This is a genomic window from Acetobacter orientalis (assembly GCF_000963965.1).
In the GTDB taxonomy this organism is placed as follows: Bacteria; Pseudomonadota; Alphaproteobacteria; order Acetobacterales; family Acetobacteraceae; genus Acetobacter; species Acetobacter orientalis.
This window is the reverse complement of sequence record NZ_BAMX01000007.1, coordinates 66,652-83,661: the sequence shown is the minus strand read 5'-3', so window position 1 is coordinate 83,661 and position 17,010 is coordinate 66,652. Positions and strand designations below refer to the sequence as shown.

The following is a 17,010-nucleotide window of genomic DNA, read 5'->3' as shown; positions in this document are numbered from 1 at the left end:
GCTCCCTTAACAGAAGAAAGGGCATTGTCTGGTTTCAAAATATCTGCCGGGGGGCCGTCGGCAACAATTGTGCCTTGCTCAAGCACCAGCACACGGTGGCCCAGTTGGCGCACAACGTCCATTTCATGCGTAATAAACACCAGTGTTAGGCCCAGTGTTTTATTGATTTGGTTTAACAGGTCTAGAATAGACGTGGTTGTTTCTGGGTCTAGGGCCGATGTTGCTTCATCGCACAAAAGTAAAGCGGGGTTGGCGGCTAAGGCGCGGGCTATGCCAACGCGCTGTTTTTGGCCACCAGAGAGCAGGGCAGGGTATTTACGTGCATGTTCTTCTAACCCTACAAGGTGCAGCAACTCGGCCACGCGTTCTTGCCGCTGGGCTTTGGGCATACCAGCAATTTCAAGCGGTAGGGCAATGTTGGCTGCAACCGTGCGTGAAGAAAGCAGGTTGAAGTGCTGAAACACCACGCCAATTTTACGCCGTAACAGCACAAGCTGTTTTTCTGGTAAGTGCGCTAGGTCTTGCCCTTCAAACAGAATGCGGCCTGTATCAGGCCGCTCCAGCGCGTTAAGGCAGCGCAGCAGGGTAGATTTACCAGCCCCAGAGCGGCCAATAATGCCCACGCTTTCACCTGCTTGCACGGTAAAGCTAATGTCGCGCAAAACAGTATGGCCAGCAAAACTCCGGCTTATCGCTTCAACAGCAAGCAGGGTCATGACCACGCTGGCACAATGGCCCCGTGGTACACATCAAGCAAAATTTGGCGTACGTTGGGCTGGTGAAAAGCCTCAACCAAGGGCGCAACCCACGGTGCGTTTTTATCGGCCTCGTTTACGGCAATAAAGCAAACATAAGGGTTGTTTTGCAGGCTTTCTTGGCCAATGCGCTGTTTTTCAAGGTCTATGCCAGACTTTTTAGCCCACTCGGTATTAATAACCGCGGCATCTAGGTCGGTCAGAGTGCGGCCTACAACGCCTGCATCTAGCTCTTTTACTGTAATGTTGCGGGGGTTTTCCGTAATATCTAGCGCGGTTGGGGTCAGGCCTGCATCAACGGCAAGTTTTATAAGCCCGAGCGTTTGTAAAAGCAGCAGGGCGCGGCCTTCGTTGCTGGGGTCGTTGGGTACGCCAATTTTAGCGTTTTGCGGTAAGTCTGCCAAAGAGTGCCAACGGCTGGAATATAGGCCAATAGGGGCAAAGTAGGTATTCCCTACCGGCACAATATGGAAATTGTTGGCGTCGTTCTGGGCCTTTAAAAACGGGCCATGCTGGAAAGCGTTTGCGTCCAACTCGTGCTCATAAAGGGCTTCGTTTGGGGCGTTATAGTCAGAAAACGGGGTGAGCTTGAGCGTAAGCCCCGCTTTGGCCGCATTTTGCGCGACCACATGCCACACATCTTCATCTTCCCCAGACATAATGCCAATGCGCAGGGTTTGCGGTGTTGCGGCATACCCAGTGCTGCACAGCAAAGGTGCGCTGCCAAGTAAAGTCAGAGCAGACCGACGGGAGAGGAGAGAAGAGGACATGACGCGCCGCCCCAAAACAGGAAAACAACAAAGAGAATATAACGGAGTGGAGTGATTGAATGTAAGATACTACCAATGTCAAGAGAACTAACACCTATGGCAGAGTATAACACGCCTTTGTCTGTGGAATATCTTGTGTCTTTCAGGCCGCATTCTTCACATATTTGCCATGTTGCAGCAGGTAGGAAACTCTAGGCGGTGTCTCGCTCTATAAAAGAGTTAAAGTACCTTTAAAGCGGGGCAGGGTGTGTCACTGTCAGTTGGCTTTAAAACCGAATGGGATTGAAAAAATGGATATTAGAAAGCACGCCGTTATAAAGCCTTTGTGTTTGGCCGTTATGGGTGTTGCCTGCTTGGCCACCAGCACCTTAGCAAGAGCAGATAGCCTGCGTGAGCAACAAACCGCCGCCTGCAAAGGAGACGCGGTTAAACTCTGCACTTTGGCTATTCCCAACGAAGAAAAAATTACCAAATGCATGGAAAAGAAAAAAGATAAGCTCAGCCCCAAATGCCGTGCTTTTTTTGACAAAGGCCTAAAAGACAAAAAAGCGTCAGAGAAAAAATAAGCTAAGGCCTACTAAGCCCAGCACACAGGGTCTACCCCGCCGGGTTAAAGCCGGGCGGGGTAGGGTGGGCCTTAGCCGTCTAATTTGGCAGCCAAAGCCTGCCGTGTTGCTTGGGCAATACGCTTAAAAGCCTGCGCGGCTTCGCTTTCGGGGGCGCTGGCGACAATAGGGGTGCCGTCATCGCCACTGCTGCGAATAGCGGCCAAAAGCGGCACTTCGCCTAAAAACGGTACGTTCATGGCATCAGCTTCTTTGCGGGCACCGCCGTGGCCAAATAACTCTGTGTTGTGGCCACAGTTGGGGCAGCAGAAGTAAGACATGTTCTCTATCAGGCCCAGCACAGGCACTTTCATTTTCTCAAACATGGTTACACCGCGGCGGGCGTCAATTAAGGCAATGTCTTGCGGGGTAGAGACAATAACAGCCCCTGCCAAAGGCACTTTTTGCATAAGAGAGAGCTGGGCGTCTCCGGTGCCGGGGGGCATGTCTACCACCAGCACGTCTAGTGGCCCCCAGTCTACATCGGTCAAAAACTGGTTAATGGCCCCCATAACCATAGGGCCACGCCAGATCATGGCCTGTTTTTCATCTACCAGCATACCAATAGAAACGGCTTTCAGCCCCCATACCGGCACAGGTTGCAGGCGGCCTGCGTTAACCTCTGGTTTGTTGGCAGTACCCAACATGCGGTGCAGAGAAGGGCCGTAAATATCGGCGTCAAGCAGGCCTACGTTTAGCCCTTCTTGGGCCAAAGCCACGGCCAGATTAGTGGCCGTGGTAGATTTACCAACCCCACCTTTGCCAGACGCTACAGCAATAATGGCTTTTACGTTTGGTAATACAGGTGCGTTGGGGTCTGCTGGTGGGGCGCCACCAAAGGGGCGGTGGCCTGCACTGGCTGCCGGGCGCTGTGGTGCGGGCTGTGGCGGGGCGGCAGGCCTGTGGGCGGTAAGAATAATGGTGGCATCTTGCACGCCGGGTAACGTTTTTAGGCGTTCAGAGGCTTGGTCACACAAGGGGGAAAGGGCACCGGCCTGCGTGCGGTCTACCCCAAGGGCTACCGAGAGTTTACCCTGCTCCAGCCGAAAGCCTTCAAGTTTGCTAAGCGCTAGGAGAGAGTGGCCAGAGTGCGAATCATGCACTGAATCCAAAACCTTGGCGATGTCATCATGGTGTGGTGTGGGGGGAGTTTGTGCCACTGAGTAGGATCCTGCGTTGGGGGAGAAAGAAAGCGTCTGTGCTCATGTGGCAGCATTAACGGGGGCTTTCCGTCAAGGGGGTGCTGTGTTTTGGTGCCTTTGTTCTGCCAACGAGACAGCGTAAAGAGAGTAAGGCAGGGCCAAAAGGGTTGGGCCTTAAACGCACCATAAAAAGGGTATGTCTGGTTTTATGATGGCTCAGCACGATACGCACATTACTGCGCACAGGCCTGTAGCCACCCCTCCGGCCCAACCGTCTGCTGCCCCTATCGGCAAACCCCCTACCAGTGGGGGCCGAGACCACAGAATTGACGCCATGCGAGGCGTTGCCCTGTTGATGATGTTTGTAGACCATATTCCCCAAAGTTTGCTCAACCGCTTTACCATGCGCAATGTGGGCTTTGCTGATGCGGCAGAGGTCTTTGTGCTGCTGGCTGGCTATGCCTCTTGGTTGGCTTATGGCCGGGGCTTTCGGAAATACGGCATAGCAGAGTGCCTCAAGCGTATTTTTAAGCGGTGTGTGCAGCTTTATATCGGGCAGGCCATTATGGTGTTTGTCTCGGTGCTGAGTATTCGGCTCTGGCGGCATTATACGCCTGTGCCGGTAGATTTTTTAGAGCCTGAACTGGCCCACGGCCTAAGCTGGGTGTGGCGTGTCATGATGTTTGACGCACTGCCGAGCAACCTTAACATTTTGCCGCTTTATATTGTGCTACTAGGCGGCTTTCCGTTGTTTTACCTGCTTATGCGCACGCACCGCTCTTTGGCGCTGGTGCTTTCTGGTGCGTTATGGATGCTGGTTAATCTTGACCCGGGGCTAAATTTCCCAAATTGGCTCGACCCCGATGGCTGGTATTTTAATCCGCTGGCATGGCAGTTTCTGTTTGCTTTGGGTGTTGCGGCCTCAGCTGAAACAGAACGGAGGGGGGCAGACTTCCCGCGGATAGACCTTTTGGTGGCGGGCTGTGTGCTCTACCTTATGTTTTCAGCCTTGCAGGCGTTTCCGTGGGCGCAGTGGCACCTGCCAGATATGCGGCCCTTTGGGCAAATGATGACCCCCGAAAAAAGCTGGCTCTCGCCGCTTAGGTTGCTGGATGTCATGGCTATTTTTTATCTGGTGCAGTCTTCAACTAAAGCCAGAGCATGGGCGGCGCACTCGGCCAGTGGCCAAATTCTGGCGCGTGTTGGGCGCCATTCGTTGGAAATATTTGTGGTGGGCACCTTGCTAGACCTTTATGCCCGCTTGGTTTTCAATACCTTTGGTGATGGGCTGTTTTTGCAGGTGCTCATTAACGTAACAGGCCTAGCCATTTTGTTTGCCCTTGCTGCATGGCTGGACAAAAGGCGCAGCCGTAACCGCCAGCCTATAACAGCCAAAACCTAACCCTAAGGCACAAACGCTGCAAAAAGCTGACGTGCCCGCCATATCGTGCGATAGTCAAAGTCCTGTCCGTTAAGACTAGTGAGAGTGATTTAGCCCATGCGTCTGCCCGTTCGCCTTTTTTGTGCTGGTTCTCTGTCTTGCCTATTATTGGCGGGGGTTTCTGGTCCGGTTACCGCATGGGCTGCGGGGTCTGCTGCCATACCGCCAGTAGCACCAGCACCAGCCACTGCACCGGTGGTCAGTAGCCGTGGCGTGCCAGACAGCTTTGCAGACCTAGCCGCACGTCTGCTGCCCGCTGTGGTGAATGTTTCAACCACCCAAACCGTTAAAAGCGGTGAAGCAGACGATGATGAAGACGGCGAGGGGGAAGACCAACTGCCCCAGATGCCCAATTTTCCGCAGGGCTCACCTTTCGAGAAGTTTTTTCATGACTTCATGAACCGCCAAAACAGCCCCGATGCGCCGCCACGGCGTATGCAGGCGTTGGGTTCTGGTTTTATCATAGACCCCGCTGGCTATATCGTGACCAATAACCACGTTATTCGCCATGCCGATAAAGTAACAGTTACCCTACAAGACAACACGGTGTTAACCGCCAAACAAATTGGCCATGATGACCGCACAGACCTTGCTCTTCTTAAAGTAGAAAGCAAAAAGCCACTGCCTTTTGTAAGCTTTGGCGACAGCGACAAACGCCGCGTGGGTGACTGGGTGCTGGCTATTGGCAACCCATTTGGCCTGTCTGGTACGGTTACGGCAGGTATTATTTCCTCCCGCGGGCGTAATATCGACCAAGGCCCGTATGACGACTTTATCCAGACCGATGCCCCCATTAACAAAGGCAATTCCGGCGGCCCCTTGTTTGATATGGATGGTAGCGTAATTGGCGTAAACACCGCCATTTATTCACCTTCTGGCGGGTCTGTGGGTATTGGTTTTTCTATTCCCGCTAACGAAGCACGGGGCATTATTGAGCAACTGCGTAAAACCGGCAAAGTGTCGCGTGGCTGGCTAGGGGTACGTATTCAAAACGTAACCCAAGATATTGCTGACGGCCTTAACTTAACGCCAGCGCGTGGCGCATTGGTTGCCGGGGTAGAAAAAGACGGCCCCGCTGCAAAAGCTAAACTGCAAACGGGTGATGTGATTCAAACTCTCAATGGTACAGCCATAGAAGGGAAAGCCCTGCCGCGCCTTTCTGCACAATTGCCCGTTGGTACGGTGGCGCATTTGGGTGTGTGGCGTAAAGGTAAGGTGCTAGACCTGCCTGTAACCATTGGCGCTTTGCCTGAAACCGCAGCAGAGCCAGAGAAAAAAGCCGAACAAACCCCCAAAAACGCCAAAGATGTAAGCTTTGCAGCCCTTGGCTTTAGTGTGGGCACGTTAGATGACGCTGCACGCCAAAAATATAACCTGCCAGCCGGGCAAAAGGGTGTGGTTATTACAGCGGTAAAAGAGGGCGGCCTAGCCTCTGACCGCGGCCTGAAAGAAGGCGATGTGGTAACAGAAATACAGCAGGCAGAAGTAACCACACCTACAGACCTAAAAAAACGTATTGAAGCGGCCCAGAAAGCCAAGAAAAAGTCTGTGCTCTTGCTCGTGCATGATGCAGACGGCCTGCGCTGGGTGCCCTTTCCCTTAAGCGGAGATGACGCACAGTAACGCCACGACAAGCGCTAAACGCGTGCATACCCCTGCTTTTTTCTTCTCGCTGCCGTGGTTAGGTAACGCCACGGTACGCCAGACCATACGGCTGCTTGTCTCTGTTGCGCTAGCGGGCTTGGTGGCGTGGCTTACCAATTTGCAAGAGCCTGCATGGGCGCTCATTACTGCTGTTATTGTTACCCAAAGCAGCATTACCGAGACCATGTCCAGCGGGCGCTACCAGCTTGTGGGTACGCTTATTGGGGCGGCTGCTAGCACCGTACCCATTACGCTTATGCTGCTGCATTGGCCGTTATGGCTAAGCTTTGCCGTTGCATTTGTGCCGCTGTCGGTACTGGCGTCATGGCGGCCCAATACGCGTATGGCGGTTGTAACTCTCATGATTGCAACCCTCTTCCCAACGCAAGATGACCCCTACCTGCGGCCCGTTGAGCGTGTGCTCTCCATTTTGTTTGGGGTGGGTGTATCTATGCTGGTGTCTTATGTGGTGTTGCACGAGCAGGCCCGGAGGGACGCTTTCCGCAATGCGGCACAGACCGTGCGTAAAATTGTAGAAATTTTGGAACACGGCCTCAAGCAAGACTTAGACTGGCCAGCACTGCAAGATTTGAGCGATGACTGCACCACCTCCTTGCGCAAAGTGCAATCTGCCGTTGAAGAAGCACGGAGGGAGCGGTGGAAACCGCTAGAACAGCGCGACCCCATGCTGGCTGCACTGCCCAAAACATTACGCCAGTTGCAAATGGATAGCGTGGTGGTAGCCCGCGCCCTTATGCGCCCGCCTAAAGGTGTGGCCGCGGCTCTTCCAGACCAAGGGGAGGAAGACCTGCGCGCAGGTATGAAGCGAGGGTTTGATTGGATTATTAGCCGCTGCGAGGCCGAAGCCGTTGCCCGTACAGGCGAGGAATACCGCGTAGCCGCCGGTATTATTAGTGCTCTCCCGCGTGAAGATGACCGTGATGATGAGATTGTCAGCTTTGTGCTGAACATTCTGCGCGCAGACCTCATCACATTTATCCGCTTGCTGGGTGAAGACGATACGGAGCGGGCCTAGAGGTTGTTTTAAATAATAGGGCAGGCCACATCTAATGCGGCACGTTGGGCCGCGTAGAGTGTTTGGGGCCGTATAAAATGCTGCCTATTTTGGGCGCTGCTGTATTTGCTTACGCTAACAGTGTCTGGCCTGTGCAGGTGTGGCAGAAAGCCGTTTGTTTACCCGTACAAATAGTCGGCAAGGCCGCAAATGTCAAACGGGTTTGCTGCCAGAGCAATGTTTGTAAAAAACACATTTTGCCAACCCCGCTTTAAAGTTGTTGGGGGCGCCCCCATGTAAAAAAGGCACCATACTCTTTTAGGGGTGTCTTAGTCGGTTGGGCACAGGGCAAAGCCCCTATGTGCAGCAAGAGACATGACGCAAGCCGCCTGATGGAGTAAACCTGAACCCGGCGCCTTGACCTTTCAAGGCGTACAGACGAACGCAAGGATAGTCAGTTATGGCAAAATGTCTTTCTAAATGCCCAAAATCTCCCTGTGCACGCGGCCTGCTGGTCGTTGGCCTTATTGCTACTGTTGTTTATTTTCTGCGTAAAAAGAAGTGCTGCAACTAAGACTGCGCATTAAGCCCGGCCACGCCCTTGGCTTTTACGCTATGGGGCTTGGCCCGGTGCAGTGTTGCAAGCCCGTCTGATTTGGTCAGACGGGTTTTTTTTATGGTGTGCAGCGTACATAAATGCGCAGTGGCTTGCGGTGCGCAGGTTGGGTTGCCTTTACACAGACAGGTGTTTTTTGTGGCAAAGCAATGCGCCGCGTAAGGGTTGTGTTATCGTGCGGGCGTTGTATCAAATAGTACCATAAACCGTGTCTGGGGCCACCCGCCGTTCAGACTGATTTGAAAAAAGGAAAAGGGCGTTGCAGTCTCTCGTCTCTCGTCTTGCTTCTCTGGCCGCTGGCTCCGTTGCGGTATGTGCTCTCACTGTTGGCGGCGTGAGCGCTGTTTCTTCTCAGGGCCATGCTCAGGCGTCTGTGCTGCTTAAGCACCAGTCTGCACAGGCTGTGGTTGAAACAGTAGACCACACCGCCCGCGAACTGCTCCTGCGTGAAGGCAACGGCCATCTTATCACCATCGAATATGGTTCTGCTGTGCGCGACCTGCCGCACGTTAGCCCCGGCGATAAGCTGAGCATTAGCTTTGTTGAAACACTGGGGGCCGATCTTGCCCAGCCCGGTAGCCCACTGCCCGAATCTACGCTTACAACAGCGCGTGGTTATGTGCATGGCCACCCACGGGGCGTTATTGCGTCTTTCCGCCGTGAGCGCGCAAAAATTGAAACGATCGACCTGCCAAGCCACACGGTGTCTTTCGTAACAGAAGACGACACCTCTCACATTGCCGTACTGCGCACCAAAGCCATGCAAGACTTTCTTGCAACGCTTAAAGTGGGTGATGTGATTGATATTACCCGTATGGAATCTATCTCCTACATTATCCAAAACGACACCGTGGCACAGCCAGCCGCCCCAGATGCAACGGCACCGGCCGCGGCTGCACAGGCACCTGTAACGGCTCCGGCTCCTGCTGCGCCTGCTACCGCTCCGGCAACAGCACAGTAATTTTTTCTCCGCTTTTGTCGGGTTAAAAGTAGAAAAGCGCCCCTTTGTCGGGCGCTTTTTTATTGGCGGGTACCCTAAACCCTTAAGAGTCACTATTTTAGCCGCCAAATTTGCACCAGCTATGGGGGGGTGGAGCCTGCTTCTGTGCGCTACCGGGCAGCAGGCATTGCGTAAACAATGCATGACTTGCACGCCCACTCAGCGTAAGACCCCTAGTTACAGATGTACCCATTAAGTGGGGTAGCTGTTAGCCGCCACGACCTATCAGGTTATGAGGAGTTTTTTCATGCCCACACCCCAAGCACCCCAGCCAGCTTTTTTGCGCAAGGTTGAAGAGCTTAATGGTGGCCGCTCTATTTGGGCCAACTTGGGGGCTTTCTTGTGCGTGCTGGGTATGATGGGGGCCGCAAACTATATCTGCAAATTCGCATTGCATGCCGATATGTCTTACGTGCTGCGTATTTTAGTTGTTGCTATGGCCTGTTATTTTTTTGTGCCGCCACTTGTTTTGTGGCTATGGCGGGGCCGGTCATAAGCCCGTCAACCCCTATGGCTAGAGCGCTTTGAAACCCTGCAAACTAGATTGTTAGCGAGAGCTAGGCCCAGCAAGAGGGGCTGGTAGTGCAAGTTGGGTAAAAGTGCACCGCCGCCCTGGTAGGGTAGAGGTTAGGGTATATCTTCAGAAAACGCCCCCAAAACACCAAAGTATTTTGGGGGTAAAAAAGGTTAGCGTGGTGTGCGGCGGGTAAGCTGGGCTACATCACGCACAGCACCGCGTGCGGCACTGGTTGTAAGGGCGGCGTAGGCTTTTAGGGCGTTAGACACAACGCGCTCACGCTTGGGCTGCCATGCGGCATCGCCTTTTTCGTCCATTTTTTCCCGGCGGGCAGAAAGCTCACTGGCAGGTACTGCAACGGCCAGTTTGCGGTTCGGGATATCAATTTCAATAATATCGCCTTCTTCAACCAGCCCAATGGTACCGCCTTCTCCCGCTTCGGGGGAAATATGGCCAATAGACAGGCCAGAGCTCCCACCAGAAAAGCGACCATCTGTAATAAGGGCGCATTTTTCAGCCAGCCCCTTAGATTTAAGGTAGCTGGTGGGGTAGAGCATTTCCTGCATGCCGGGGCCACCTTTTGGCCCTTCATACCGGATCAGCACAACATCACCGGGTTTGATCTGGTCGGTCAAAATGGCAGACACAGCGGCGTCTTGGCTTTCAAAAATGCGCGCGGGGCCAGAGAAGGTTTCAAGCCCAGCAGCCACACCGGCAGTTTTTACAATAGCGCCATCTTCGGCAATGTTGCCGTATAGCACGGCCAACCCACCATCTTTGCTGTAGGCATGCGCCCCATCTCTAATGGCCCCAACAGCTTGGTCTGTGTCCAGCTCTTTATAGAGGCTAGCCTGCGAAAACGCTTGCGTGGTGCGTACCCCCCCCGGTGCAGACCGGAAGAAAGTGCGGGCTTCGGTTTTGCTTTCACCTTCAACTCTCCGAATATCCCACTCCGCCAGTGCTGCACTGACAGAGGGTGCATGCACCATCGGAATATCGTTATGCAGCAGGCCCAAGCGGTCTAGCTCGCCCATAATGGCCGGAATACCACCAGCGCGGTGCACATCTTCCATATGCACATCTGGGCGGGAGGGGGAGACTTTGCACAGGTTGGGCACGCGGCGCGAAAGCTGGTCAATGTCCTTCATGGTAAAGGGCACGCCGCCTTCATGCGCTGCAGCTAACAAGTGCAATACCGTGTTGGTAGAGCCACCCATGGCAATATCTACAGACATGGCGTTCTCAAATGCGCTCATGGTGGCAATATTGCGGGGCAATACGCTGGCATCGTCCTGCTCGTAAAAACGGCGTGCCAGGTCAACAATGCGTTTGCCTGCCTGTTCAAACAGGCCACGGCGGGCCGCATGCGTTGCCACAAGGCTGCCGTTACCGGGCAAGGATAGGCCAAGCGCTTCTGTCAGGCAGTTCATGGAGTTGGCGGTAAACATACCAGAGCAGGAGCCACAGGTGGGGCAGGCAGAGCGCTCAATGGTTTGCGAATCTTCTTCGCTTACGCTGGGGTTGGCCGCTGCTACCATGGAGGTCACAAGGTCGGCACGCTGCTCAATATCGTTCAGCGTTACGCGCCCGGCTTCCATGGGGCCACCAGACACAAAAATGGTCGGAATATTCAGCCGCATGGTGGCCATAAGCATACCCGGCGTAATTTTGTCGCAGTTGCTAATACAGACCAGAGCATCTGCGCAATGGGCGTTCACCATATATTCTACGGCATCGGCAATGAGTTCGCGTGAGGGCAGGCTGTACAGCATGCCGCCATGGCCCATGGCAATGCCGTCATCTACCGCAATGGTGTTAAATTCGCGGCCAATACCACCGGCTTCAGCAATGGAGTCGCACACAAGCTGGCCAAGGTCTTTTAGGTGCACATGGCCGGGCACAAACTGCGTGAAGGAGTTAGCAACGGCAATAATTGGCTTGCCGAAGTCAGAATCTTTCATGCCTGTTGCGCGCCACAAGCTGCGGGCGCCTGCCATGTTACGGCCGTGGGTGGTGGTGCGGGAGCGGTAGCCGGCCATTGCGGGTCTCTCTGGTTTGGTCATGGTTCACACAAGGGGGCTGAAATCATACAGTGTGATCCCAGCGGTCGTCGGGCCACAGTGCTGCCGGGGCAGCGTGCGGGGGGTGCACCTTACGGCACAAAGGTCGTTCTGTCAGGTGGCATCTGCGCTCTGGGCTCTATACACTTATAATACTACAATTTTGTGACAAAAGTTGCTTTATAAGAGCGTGTGGCCAACAGTTGGTTGCAGGAGTGCTGGGGGTTCAGTATTGCTTCGAACGCCCGATTGCAGATCGGAACGGAGTGCAGATGGACGGATCCACACAGCAGCCTGCCCAGCCGACTGTGGCGAAAGCACGCCACAGCGGTAGCCTAACAGGAGACCCCCTGTTTAAGGCGTTGGCTATGGCAACAGGTATTGGCGTATTGCTAGTGCTTGGCGTTATTATTGCCGTAATGGCTATTGGCGGTATACCCGCCTTTAAAGCCTTTGGCCCCGGCTTTCTGTTTTCTGCCGTCTGGAACCCCGTTACCCAACATTTTGGTGCGGCAGCCCCAGTTTTTGGTACTCTGGCCAGCAGTGCCCTTGGCCTGCTTATTGCCGTACCACTGGCATTTGGCACAGCGTTCTGGCTTACCGCTTTAGCGCCGCCCGCTCTGTCTTCTGTTATTGGTATGGCGGTGCAGCTTCTTGCTGCGGTGCCCTCTATTATTTTTGGTATGTGGGGCTTTTTTGTGCTGGTGCCGCCTATGGCGCATTATGTGCAACCCACGGCCCGCCACTTGTTTGGCCATATACCGGGTCTTTCTGCGCTGGTTGCAGGCGCACCGTTTGGCACAGGCTTGCTTACGGCAGGGCTTATCCTTGCCATCATGATCATGCCGTCCATTACCGCCGTTATGCGGGACGTGTTTGTGTCTATGCCAGCCGTATTGCGTGAAAGTGCTTATGGCTTGGGCGCTACTCGGTGGGAGGTCATGCGGCAGGTTGTGCTGCCGTGGTCTCGGCAAGGGGTTGTGGGCGGCATTGTGCTGGGTATGGGCCGTGCAATGGGTGAAACCATGGCCGTGACCTTTGTTATTGGCGATAGCAACCATATTGGCTGGTCTTTGTTTGCGCCGTCCAACACCATTGCATCTCTTATCGCGCTCGAATTTCCCGAAAGCCCTGCAGGTAGCCTTAAACTGGCGTCTCTCATGGCGTTGGGGGCCATTCTTATGGCCATTTCTTTCATAACCCTATGGTGCTCACGCATGTTGCTGGCACGGGGTGAAGCACAGGCAGGAAAACGCTGATGGCCAGCTCCCCCCCCGCCTCTTCCTTATCTGTCTCTGGTAAATCCCGCTCTCGCGCCCTCCAGCGCAAAGCCATGGATCGTCTGGCAACAGTATTAAGCTGGTGCGCAACCTTTCTGGTCGTGTTTGTGCTTGGCTCCATTTTATGGACACTGCTTAAAAACGGCTTACCCGGCCTTACTGCGGCCCTGTTTACACGCTCTATGGGGGCACCGGGGCAGGGCGGTGGGTTAGCTAATGCTATTGTTGGCAGCATTTTACAAACTGGCCTTGCCATTTTGCTTGGTGCGCCAGCAGGTCTTATGACCGGCATTTATCTGGCCGAGTACGGCAGTCATAGCCGTTTGGCACGCGCTGTGCGCTTTGTGTCAGACATGTTGCTGTCTGCGCCGTCTATTCTTATCGGCTTGTTTATCTATATGGCCCTAGTGGCCCCCCTTGGGCACTTCTCAGGGTTTGCAGGCTCTGTGGCACTGGCAATTCTGGCTATGCCCATCATGGTGCGCACCACAGAAGACATGCTGCGCCTTGTTCCCCTTTCCATGCGCGAAGCCGGTATTGCGCTTGGTGCGCCCAAATGGCGTGTCATTTTGTTTATCTGTGTAAGGGCTGCACGGGGCGGTATTATTACCGGTGTTCTGTTGGCTATTGCCCGCGTAGCGGGTGAAACAGCACCCTTGCTCTTTACCTCTTTGGGTAACTCAGAGTGGTCTTTGGACATGCGGCGCCCCATGGCCAGCCTGCCGGTGGCTATTTATCAATATGCTGGTTCTGCCTATCAGGACTGGATGCAGCAGGCATGGACAGGGGCCTTATTGGTTACCTTGGGCGTGCTGATCATTAATATCGTGGTGCGTATTGGCATCCGCGGAGGACGGACATGAACGGAGAAGCCGCGAGCGGCACCATGCAGGCCGGAGCATCTGGCACCCCTCAGGTAGATGAGGCTGCCCGTCCACTTGCTATTCAGGTGCGTAACCTCGATTTTTACTACGGTAAAACCCGTGCCCTGCATAACATCTCGCTCGATTTTCCAGAGCGGAGCGTTACAGGCATGATTGGCCCGTCAGGGTGTGGTAAATCTACGCTGTTGCGTATTCTCAACCGCATGTACGACCTCTATCCCGGCCAACGCGCAACGGGTGAGGTACTGTATGATGGCCAGAATATTCTCGCCCCGGGCGTAGACCTTAACCTGCTGCGCTCGCGTATTGGCATGGTGTTTCAAAAGCCAACACCTTTCCCTATGTCTATTTACGACAATATTGCCTTTGGCATTAGGCTGCATGAGCGCGTGAGCCGCTCAGAAATGGACGGCCGTGTTGAAGACGCCTTGCGCCGCGTTGCATTGTGGGCCGAGGTCAAAGACCGGCTGCAAGCCAGTGCAACCGCTATGTCGGGTGGCCAGCAGCAGCGCCTGTGCATTGCCCGTACCATAGCCACCCGGCCAGAAATTATTTTGCTGGACGAGCCAACCAGTGCGCTAGACCCGGTTTCAACCGCGCGTATTGAAGAGCTACTGGATGAGCTTAAAGGGGACTTCACCATTGCTATTGTTACCCACAATATGCAACAGGCGGCCCGCTGCGCAGACCAAGTAGCGTTTTTCTATTTGGGCGAACTGGTAGAGGTAGACAGCACCGCACGCATGTTTACCACCCCGCGTGAAAGCCGCACGCAGGATTACATTACCGGCCGCTTTGGCTAAAGAAAGAGGGCAGAGTTATGGGCACAGAACCAGCACATACCGTTACCCGCTACGACCAGGAGCTTGACCGCCTGCGTGGCATGGTTGCCCGCATGGGTGGCCTTGTTGAGCGCCAGACCGCACAAGCCATTGCCGCCGTTGTAGACCAGAACGAAGAAGCCGCTCTGGAACCCCCAGAGCTGGACGTTGAGGTCGATGCGCTAGAGCGTGAGGCCGAGGCATTGGCTATTCGTATTTTGGCACTACGTGCCCCTATGGCCGTTGACCTACGTCTTATTATTGCGGTGCTAAAAATTACCGGCGATCTGGAACGCATTGGCGACTACGCATCGTCCATCGCGCGCCGTGCCCTTAAGGTAGAACCGCTTGATGGGGCTATGTCGTTTAGCGCTCTGCGCAGCATGGGCCGCTTGGTGCAGGAAAACCTGCATAAAGCCATAGATGCCATGGCCTGCAATGATAGCGAACGCGCCATGGAAGTCTGGAACGCTGACACGGCGGTGGATGAACTCTACACCGCCATGTTCCGGGAACTGGTTACGTACATGATGGAAGACCCCCGTAAAATCGGGCCGTGTATCCATTTACTGTTTGTTGCCAAAAACCTTGAACGTATTGGTGACCACGCCACCAATATTGCCGAGCGTGTTTATTACGCCGTAACGGGCGAAATGCTGCCAGCAGTACGCCCCCGTGGCGGGGCTGCCCGTAAAGGGGCGCAGCTCTAAAATTTTGGCTAGGGGCGCGTTATAGCCCCAAACCTTACGGCTTTCTTGAGACTATATAAAAACACCCCTGTGCAGCACTAGCGCAGGGGTGTTTTGCTAAATATTGCTAGGTCTGGGCATAAGCCCGAAAACCTAAAATAAAGCGTGCGTGTTAGAGCCTCAGAAAAAAGCAGGGGCGGTTGCGCAACGTTACCGCCTCTTTGCCTGTTTTTGTTTCAAGGGCCTTTAAAAGAAAGCCCGAGTTGTGCGGCAACCTGTGGGTTGTTGGGCAGCATGCTTATTCCGGCAATAAGCGCCATAACAGGCACAGGCTGTGCGGGTTTTACTGTAAGAGTAAGCGGGCCTTTCCCTGCATGGGGCAGATAGGCTGCAAACTCTGCCAATACAGGCGAAGGCATAGGCCCGTGTGGTGCAAATTGGGCTTGCAACTGGCTTGTTAGCTCTTCTGGTTTCAAGCCACGCGCTTTGGCAGATGCCGCCACTACGCGGGGTACAAGCCCGCTATCTCTATACGTTATGGTCATAGCGCGTATGGGCATGTCGGCTGCACCGGCGCTGAGCAGGGTGCTGGTATCGGTCTGCCCAAAATCGCCACTCAGGTCTAGGCGGCCCATATCTTTGCCGTTTAAGCGGAATTCTTCTACATGCAGGGTGTTGGCTTTAAAGTCGTGCGTGTCGTCTAGCAGCAGTGAGCCTCTAAACCGGTCATACCCTAAAGCAGGCAGAATCGAGAGGTTAGGCACATCAGGCCAAAGCTCTAGACCATCAAGGCTTGAGACTTCTTTTTCCGCATCATCAGTACGGGTTGCGTGCGAGCGTAGGGTAGCAACATGCAGTAGCGGCGTTATGCCTTCTATTGCCATGTCCTGCACCTGAATATCTCGGGTACCATTACGCGGGGTATAAGGCTGGCCCGTAGAAAGGCTGGCATACAGCCCAGCCAGATCCAGCCCGTCAATAAGCACAGAGGCTGCTTTAATACGGCGCTGCGGCGCAACATCGGTAGAAAGCTGTACGTTTTGCGCATCAAGGCGGGACGGGGCATTGCCGCCGTAATCTTCTACCAGCACAGCGCTGGCTGAAATGTCAGACTGTAGGCTGCTAATAAAGCCATGCAGCTTGCTGGCTTTGGCGTGGTGTATTTCAAGCCCTTGGGCGGCAATGCCCTGCGGCTCATCAGCTTTGATGGGTAGGGTCACGCCTTCAAGGTTCAGCGTGTCTAGGTGCAAGCTGCCTGAGGGGTCTGCTAATTGAAAATTATGGAAAGTTAAGGTGCCGATTCGGCGGGTATTGTCGCCACTGGTGGCGGGTTTGGAAATTTCGGCCTCATCTGCCGTAATGGTTTCTGGCCCTTGCCTTAGCACCAGCCCATCAAACTTCACGCTCCTGCCTAGTAGGCCCGGCCATGCCTTTTTATAGGTCAGTGCGCTATCTGGCCCCAATGTCTGCCTAAAACCGTCAATGCTTTTTTCAAGCATGGCGTGCTCGGCATGATGGGCGCCAAACCAGCCCAGGCAGGCAAGGGCGGCTAAGCCACCAACAGTAACAAGAACGTTCTTCTTCACCAGCGGGAAATCCTGCTTGTTTTCACGAGAAATTTTTCAGCTCCAGACTCCTTTAGTGCACTGAAGGGGGAGGCCGCAAGGGGTATAACGGTATTATGTTACCAGAAGAAAAACTGCTGAAATATTGGCCATCAACGCCAATTTCTCTTGACGAAAACGTAGCAGCCCCCCATAAGGCCCCATCT

14 protein-coding genes and 1 pseudogene are annotated in these 17,010 nt (G+C 54.2%); 10 read left to right on the top strand and 5 right to left on the bottom strand.

The genetic code is table 11. The features are described 5' to 3' along the window. Positions 1-32 precede the first annotated feature (32 nt). Together Abor_RS03040 and Abor_RS03035 are read right to left on the bottom strand one after the other, a co-directional pair. Positions 33-716, bottom strand: a pseudogene (locus Abor_RS03040) (methionine ABC transporter ATP-binding protein); the annotation flags it as partial. Further along, positions 713-1,525 carry a MetQ/NlpA family ABC transporter substrate-binding protein gene (locus Abor_RS03035; protein WP_048840365.1) on the bottom strand — a complete coding sequence of 271 codons (813 nt, stop codon included), beginning with the start codon at positions 1,523-1,525 and terminating at the stop codon, positions 713-715. The pseudogene Abor_RS03040 and the gene Abor_RS03035, both read right to left, overlap by 4 nt. A gap of 290 nt (positions 1,526-1,815) precedes the next feature. On the opposite strand from Abor_RS03035, the gene Abor_RS03030 reads away from it, so the two are divergent. Then, positions 1,816-2,091 carry a hypothetical protein gene (locus tag Abor_RS03030; protein ID WP_048840364.1) on the top strand — a complete coding sequence of 92 codons (276 nt, stop codon included), beginning with the start codon at positions 1,816-1,818 and terminating at the stop codon, positions 2,089-2,091. A gap of 71 nt (positions 2,092-2,162) precedes the next feature. Here the strand turns inward: Abor_RS03030 and Abor_RS03025 are convergent, their stop codons facing one another. Further along, positions 2,163-3,290 (bottom strand): Mrp/NBP35 family ATP-binding protein, encoded by a 1,128-nt coding sequence (locus tag Abor_RS03025; RefSeq protein ID WP_048840363.1) that lies wholly within the window; start codon positions 3,288-3,290, stop codon positions 2,163-2,165. Positions 3,291-3,480: 190 nt separating this feature from the next. Here Abor_RS03025 and Abor_RS03020 point away from each other — a divergent pair, with 190 nt between their 5' ends. The 5 genes from Abor_RS03020 to Abor_RS03000 all read left to right on the top strand — a co-directional run bounded on the left by Abor_RS03020 (position 3,481) and on the right by Abor_RS03000 (position 9,484). After that, positions 3,481-4,674, top strand: a complete 1,194-nt coding sequence (locus Abor_RS03020; protein WP_084594343.1) for an OpgC family protein — start codon at positions 3,481-3,483, stop codon at positions 4,672-4,674. A 96-nt stretch (positions 4,675-4,770) separates the two neighbouring features. Then, the gene (locus Abor_RS03015) at positions 4,771-6,336 is read left to right on the top strand and encodes a DegQ family serine endoprotease (RefSeq protein ID WP_048840362.1); all 1,566 of its coding nucleotides are present in this window, start codon (positions 4,771-4,773) and stop codon (positions 6,334-6,336) included. Beyond that, complete coding sequence (locus Abor_RS03010; protein WP_084594336.1) at positions 6,323-7,393, top strand: FUSC family protein; 1,071 nt, start codon at positions 6,323-6,325, stop codon at positions 7,391-7,393. Before Abor_RS03015 ends, Abor_RS03010 begins: the two co-directional genes overlap by 14 nt. 854 nt (positions 7,394-8,247) lie before the next feature. Further along, the gene (locus tag Abor_RS03005) at positions 8,248-8,949 is read left to right on the top strand and encodes a hypothetical protein (protein WP_048840361.1); all 702 of its coding nucleotides are present in this window, start codon (positions 8,248-8,250) and stop codon (positions 8,947-8,949) included. Positions 8,950-9,235: 286 nt separating this feature from the next. Continuing rightward, positions 9,236-9,484 carry a hypothetical protein gene (locus Abor_RS03000; RefSeq protein ID WP_052946344.1) on the top strand — a complete coding sequence of 83 codons (249 nt, stop codon included), beginning with the start codon at positions 9,236-9,238 and terminating at the stop codon, positions 9,482-9,484. Positions 9,485-9,675: 191 nt separating this feature from the next. On the opposite strand, the gene ilvD is transcribed toward Abor_RS03000, so the two are convergent. Beyond that, entirely contained in the window at positions 9,676-11,544 is a 1,869-nt protein-coding gene (gene ilvD / locus Abor_RS02995; RefSeq protein WP_048840359.1) for a dihydroxy-acid dehydratase, read from the bottom strand. Between the two features lie 293 nt (positions 11,545-11,837). On the opposite strand from ilvD, the gene pstC reads away from it, so the two are divergent. Genes pstC through phoU form a run of 4 tightly spaced genes read left to right on the top strand, consistent with a single transcriptional unit; the run spans position 11,838 to position 15,260 of the window. Next, positions 11,838-12,824 (top strand): phosphate ABC transporter permease subunit PstC, encoded by a 987-nt coding sequence (pstC, locus tag Abor_RS02990; RefSeq protein ID WP_048840358.1) that lies wholly within the window; start codon positions 11,838-11,840, stop codon positions 12,822-12,824. Beyond that, positions 12,824-13,708, top strand: a complete 885-nt coding sequence (pstA, locus tag Abor_RS02985) for a phosphate ABC transporter permease PstA (protein WP_048840357.1) — start codon at positions 12,824-12,826, stop codon at positions 13,706-13,708. The genes pstC and pstA overlap by 1 nt, the downstream gene beginning before the upstream one ends. Positions 13,709-13,731: 23 nt before the next feature. Further along, complete coding sequence (pstB, locus tag Abor_RS02980) at positions 13,732-14,532, top strand: phosphate ABC transporter ATP-binding protein PstB (RefSeq protein ID WP_048840411.1); 801 nt, start codon at positions 13,732-13,734, stop codon at positions 14,530-14,532. A gap of 17 nt (positions 14,533-14,549) precedes the next feature. Beyond that, on the top strand, positions 14,550-15,260 hold the full coding sequence (gene phoU / locus Abor_RS02975) for a phosphate signaling complex protein PhoU (protein ID WP_048840356.1): 711 nt from the start codon (positions 14,550-14,552) through the stop codon (positions 15,258-15,260). A 215-nt stretch (positions 15,261-15,475) separates the two neighbouring features. On the opposite strand, the gene Abor_RS02970 is transcribed toward phoU, so the two are convergent. After that, positions 15,476-16,825 (bottom strand): hypothetical protein, encoded by a 1,350-nt coding sequence (locus Abor_RS02970; protein ID WP_048840355.1) that lies wholly within the window; start codon positions 16,823-16,825, stop codon positions 15,476-15,478. Positions 16,826-17,010: the final 185 nt, after the last annotated feature.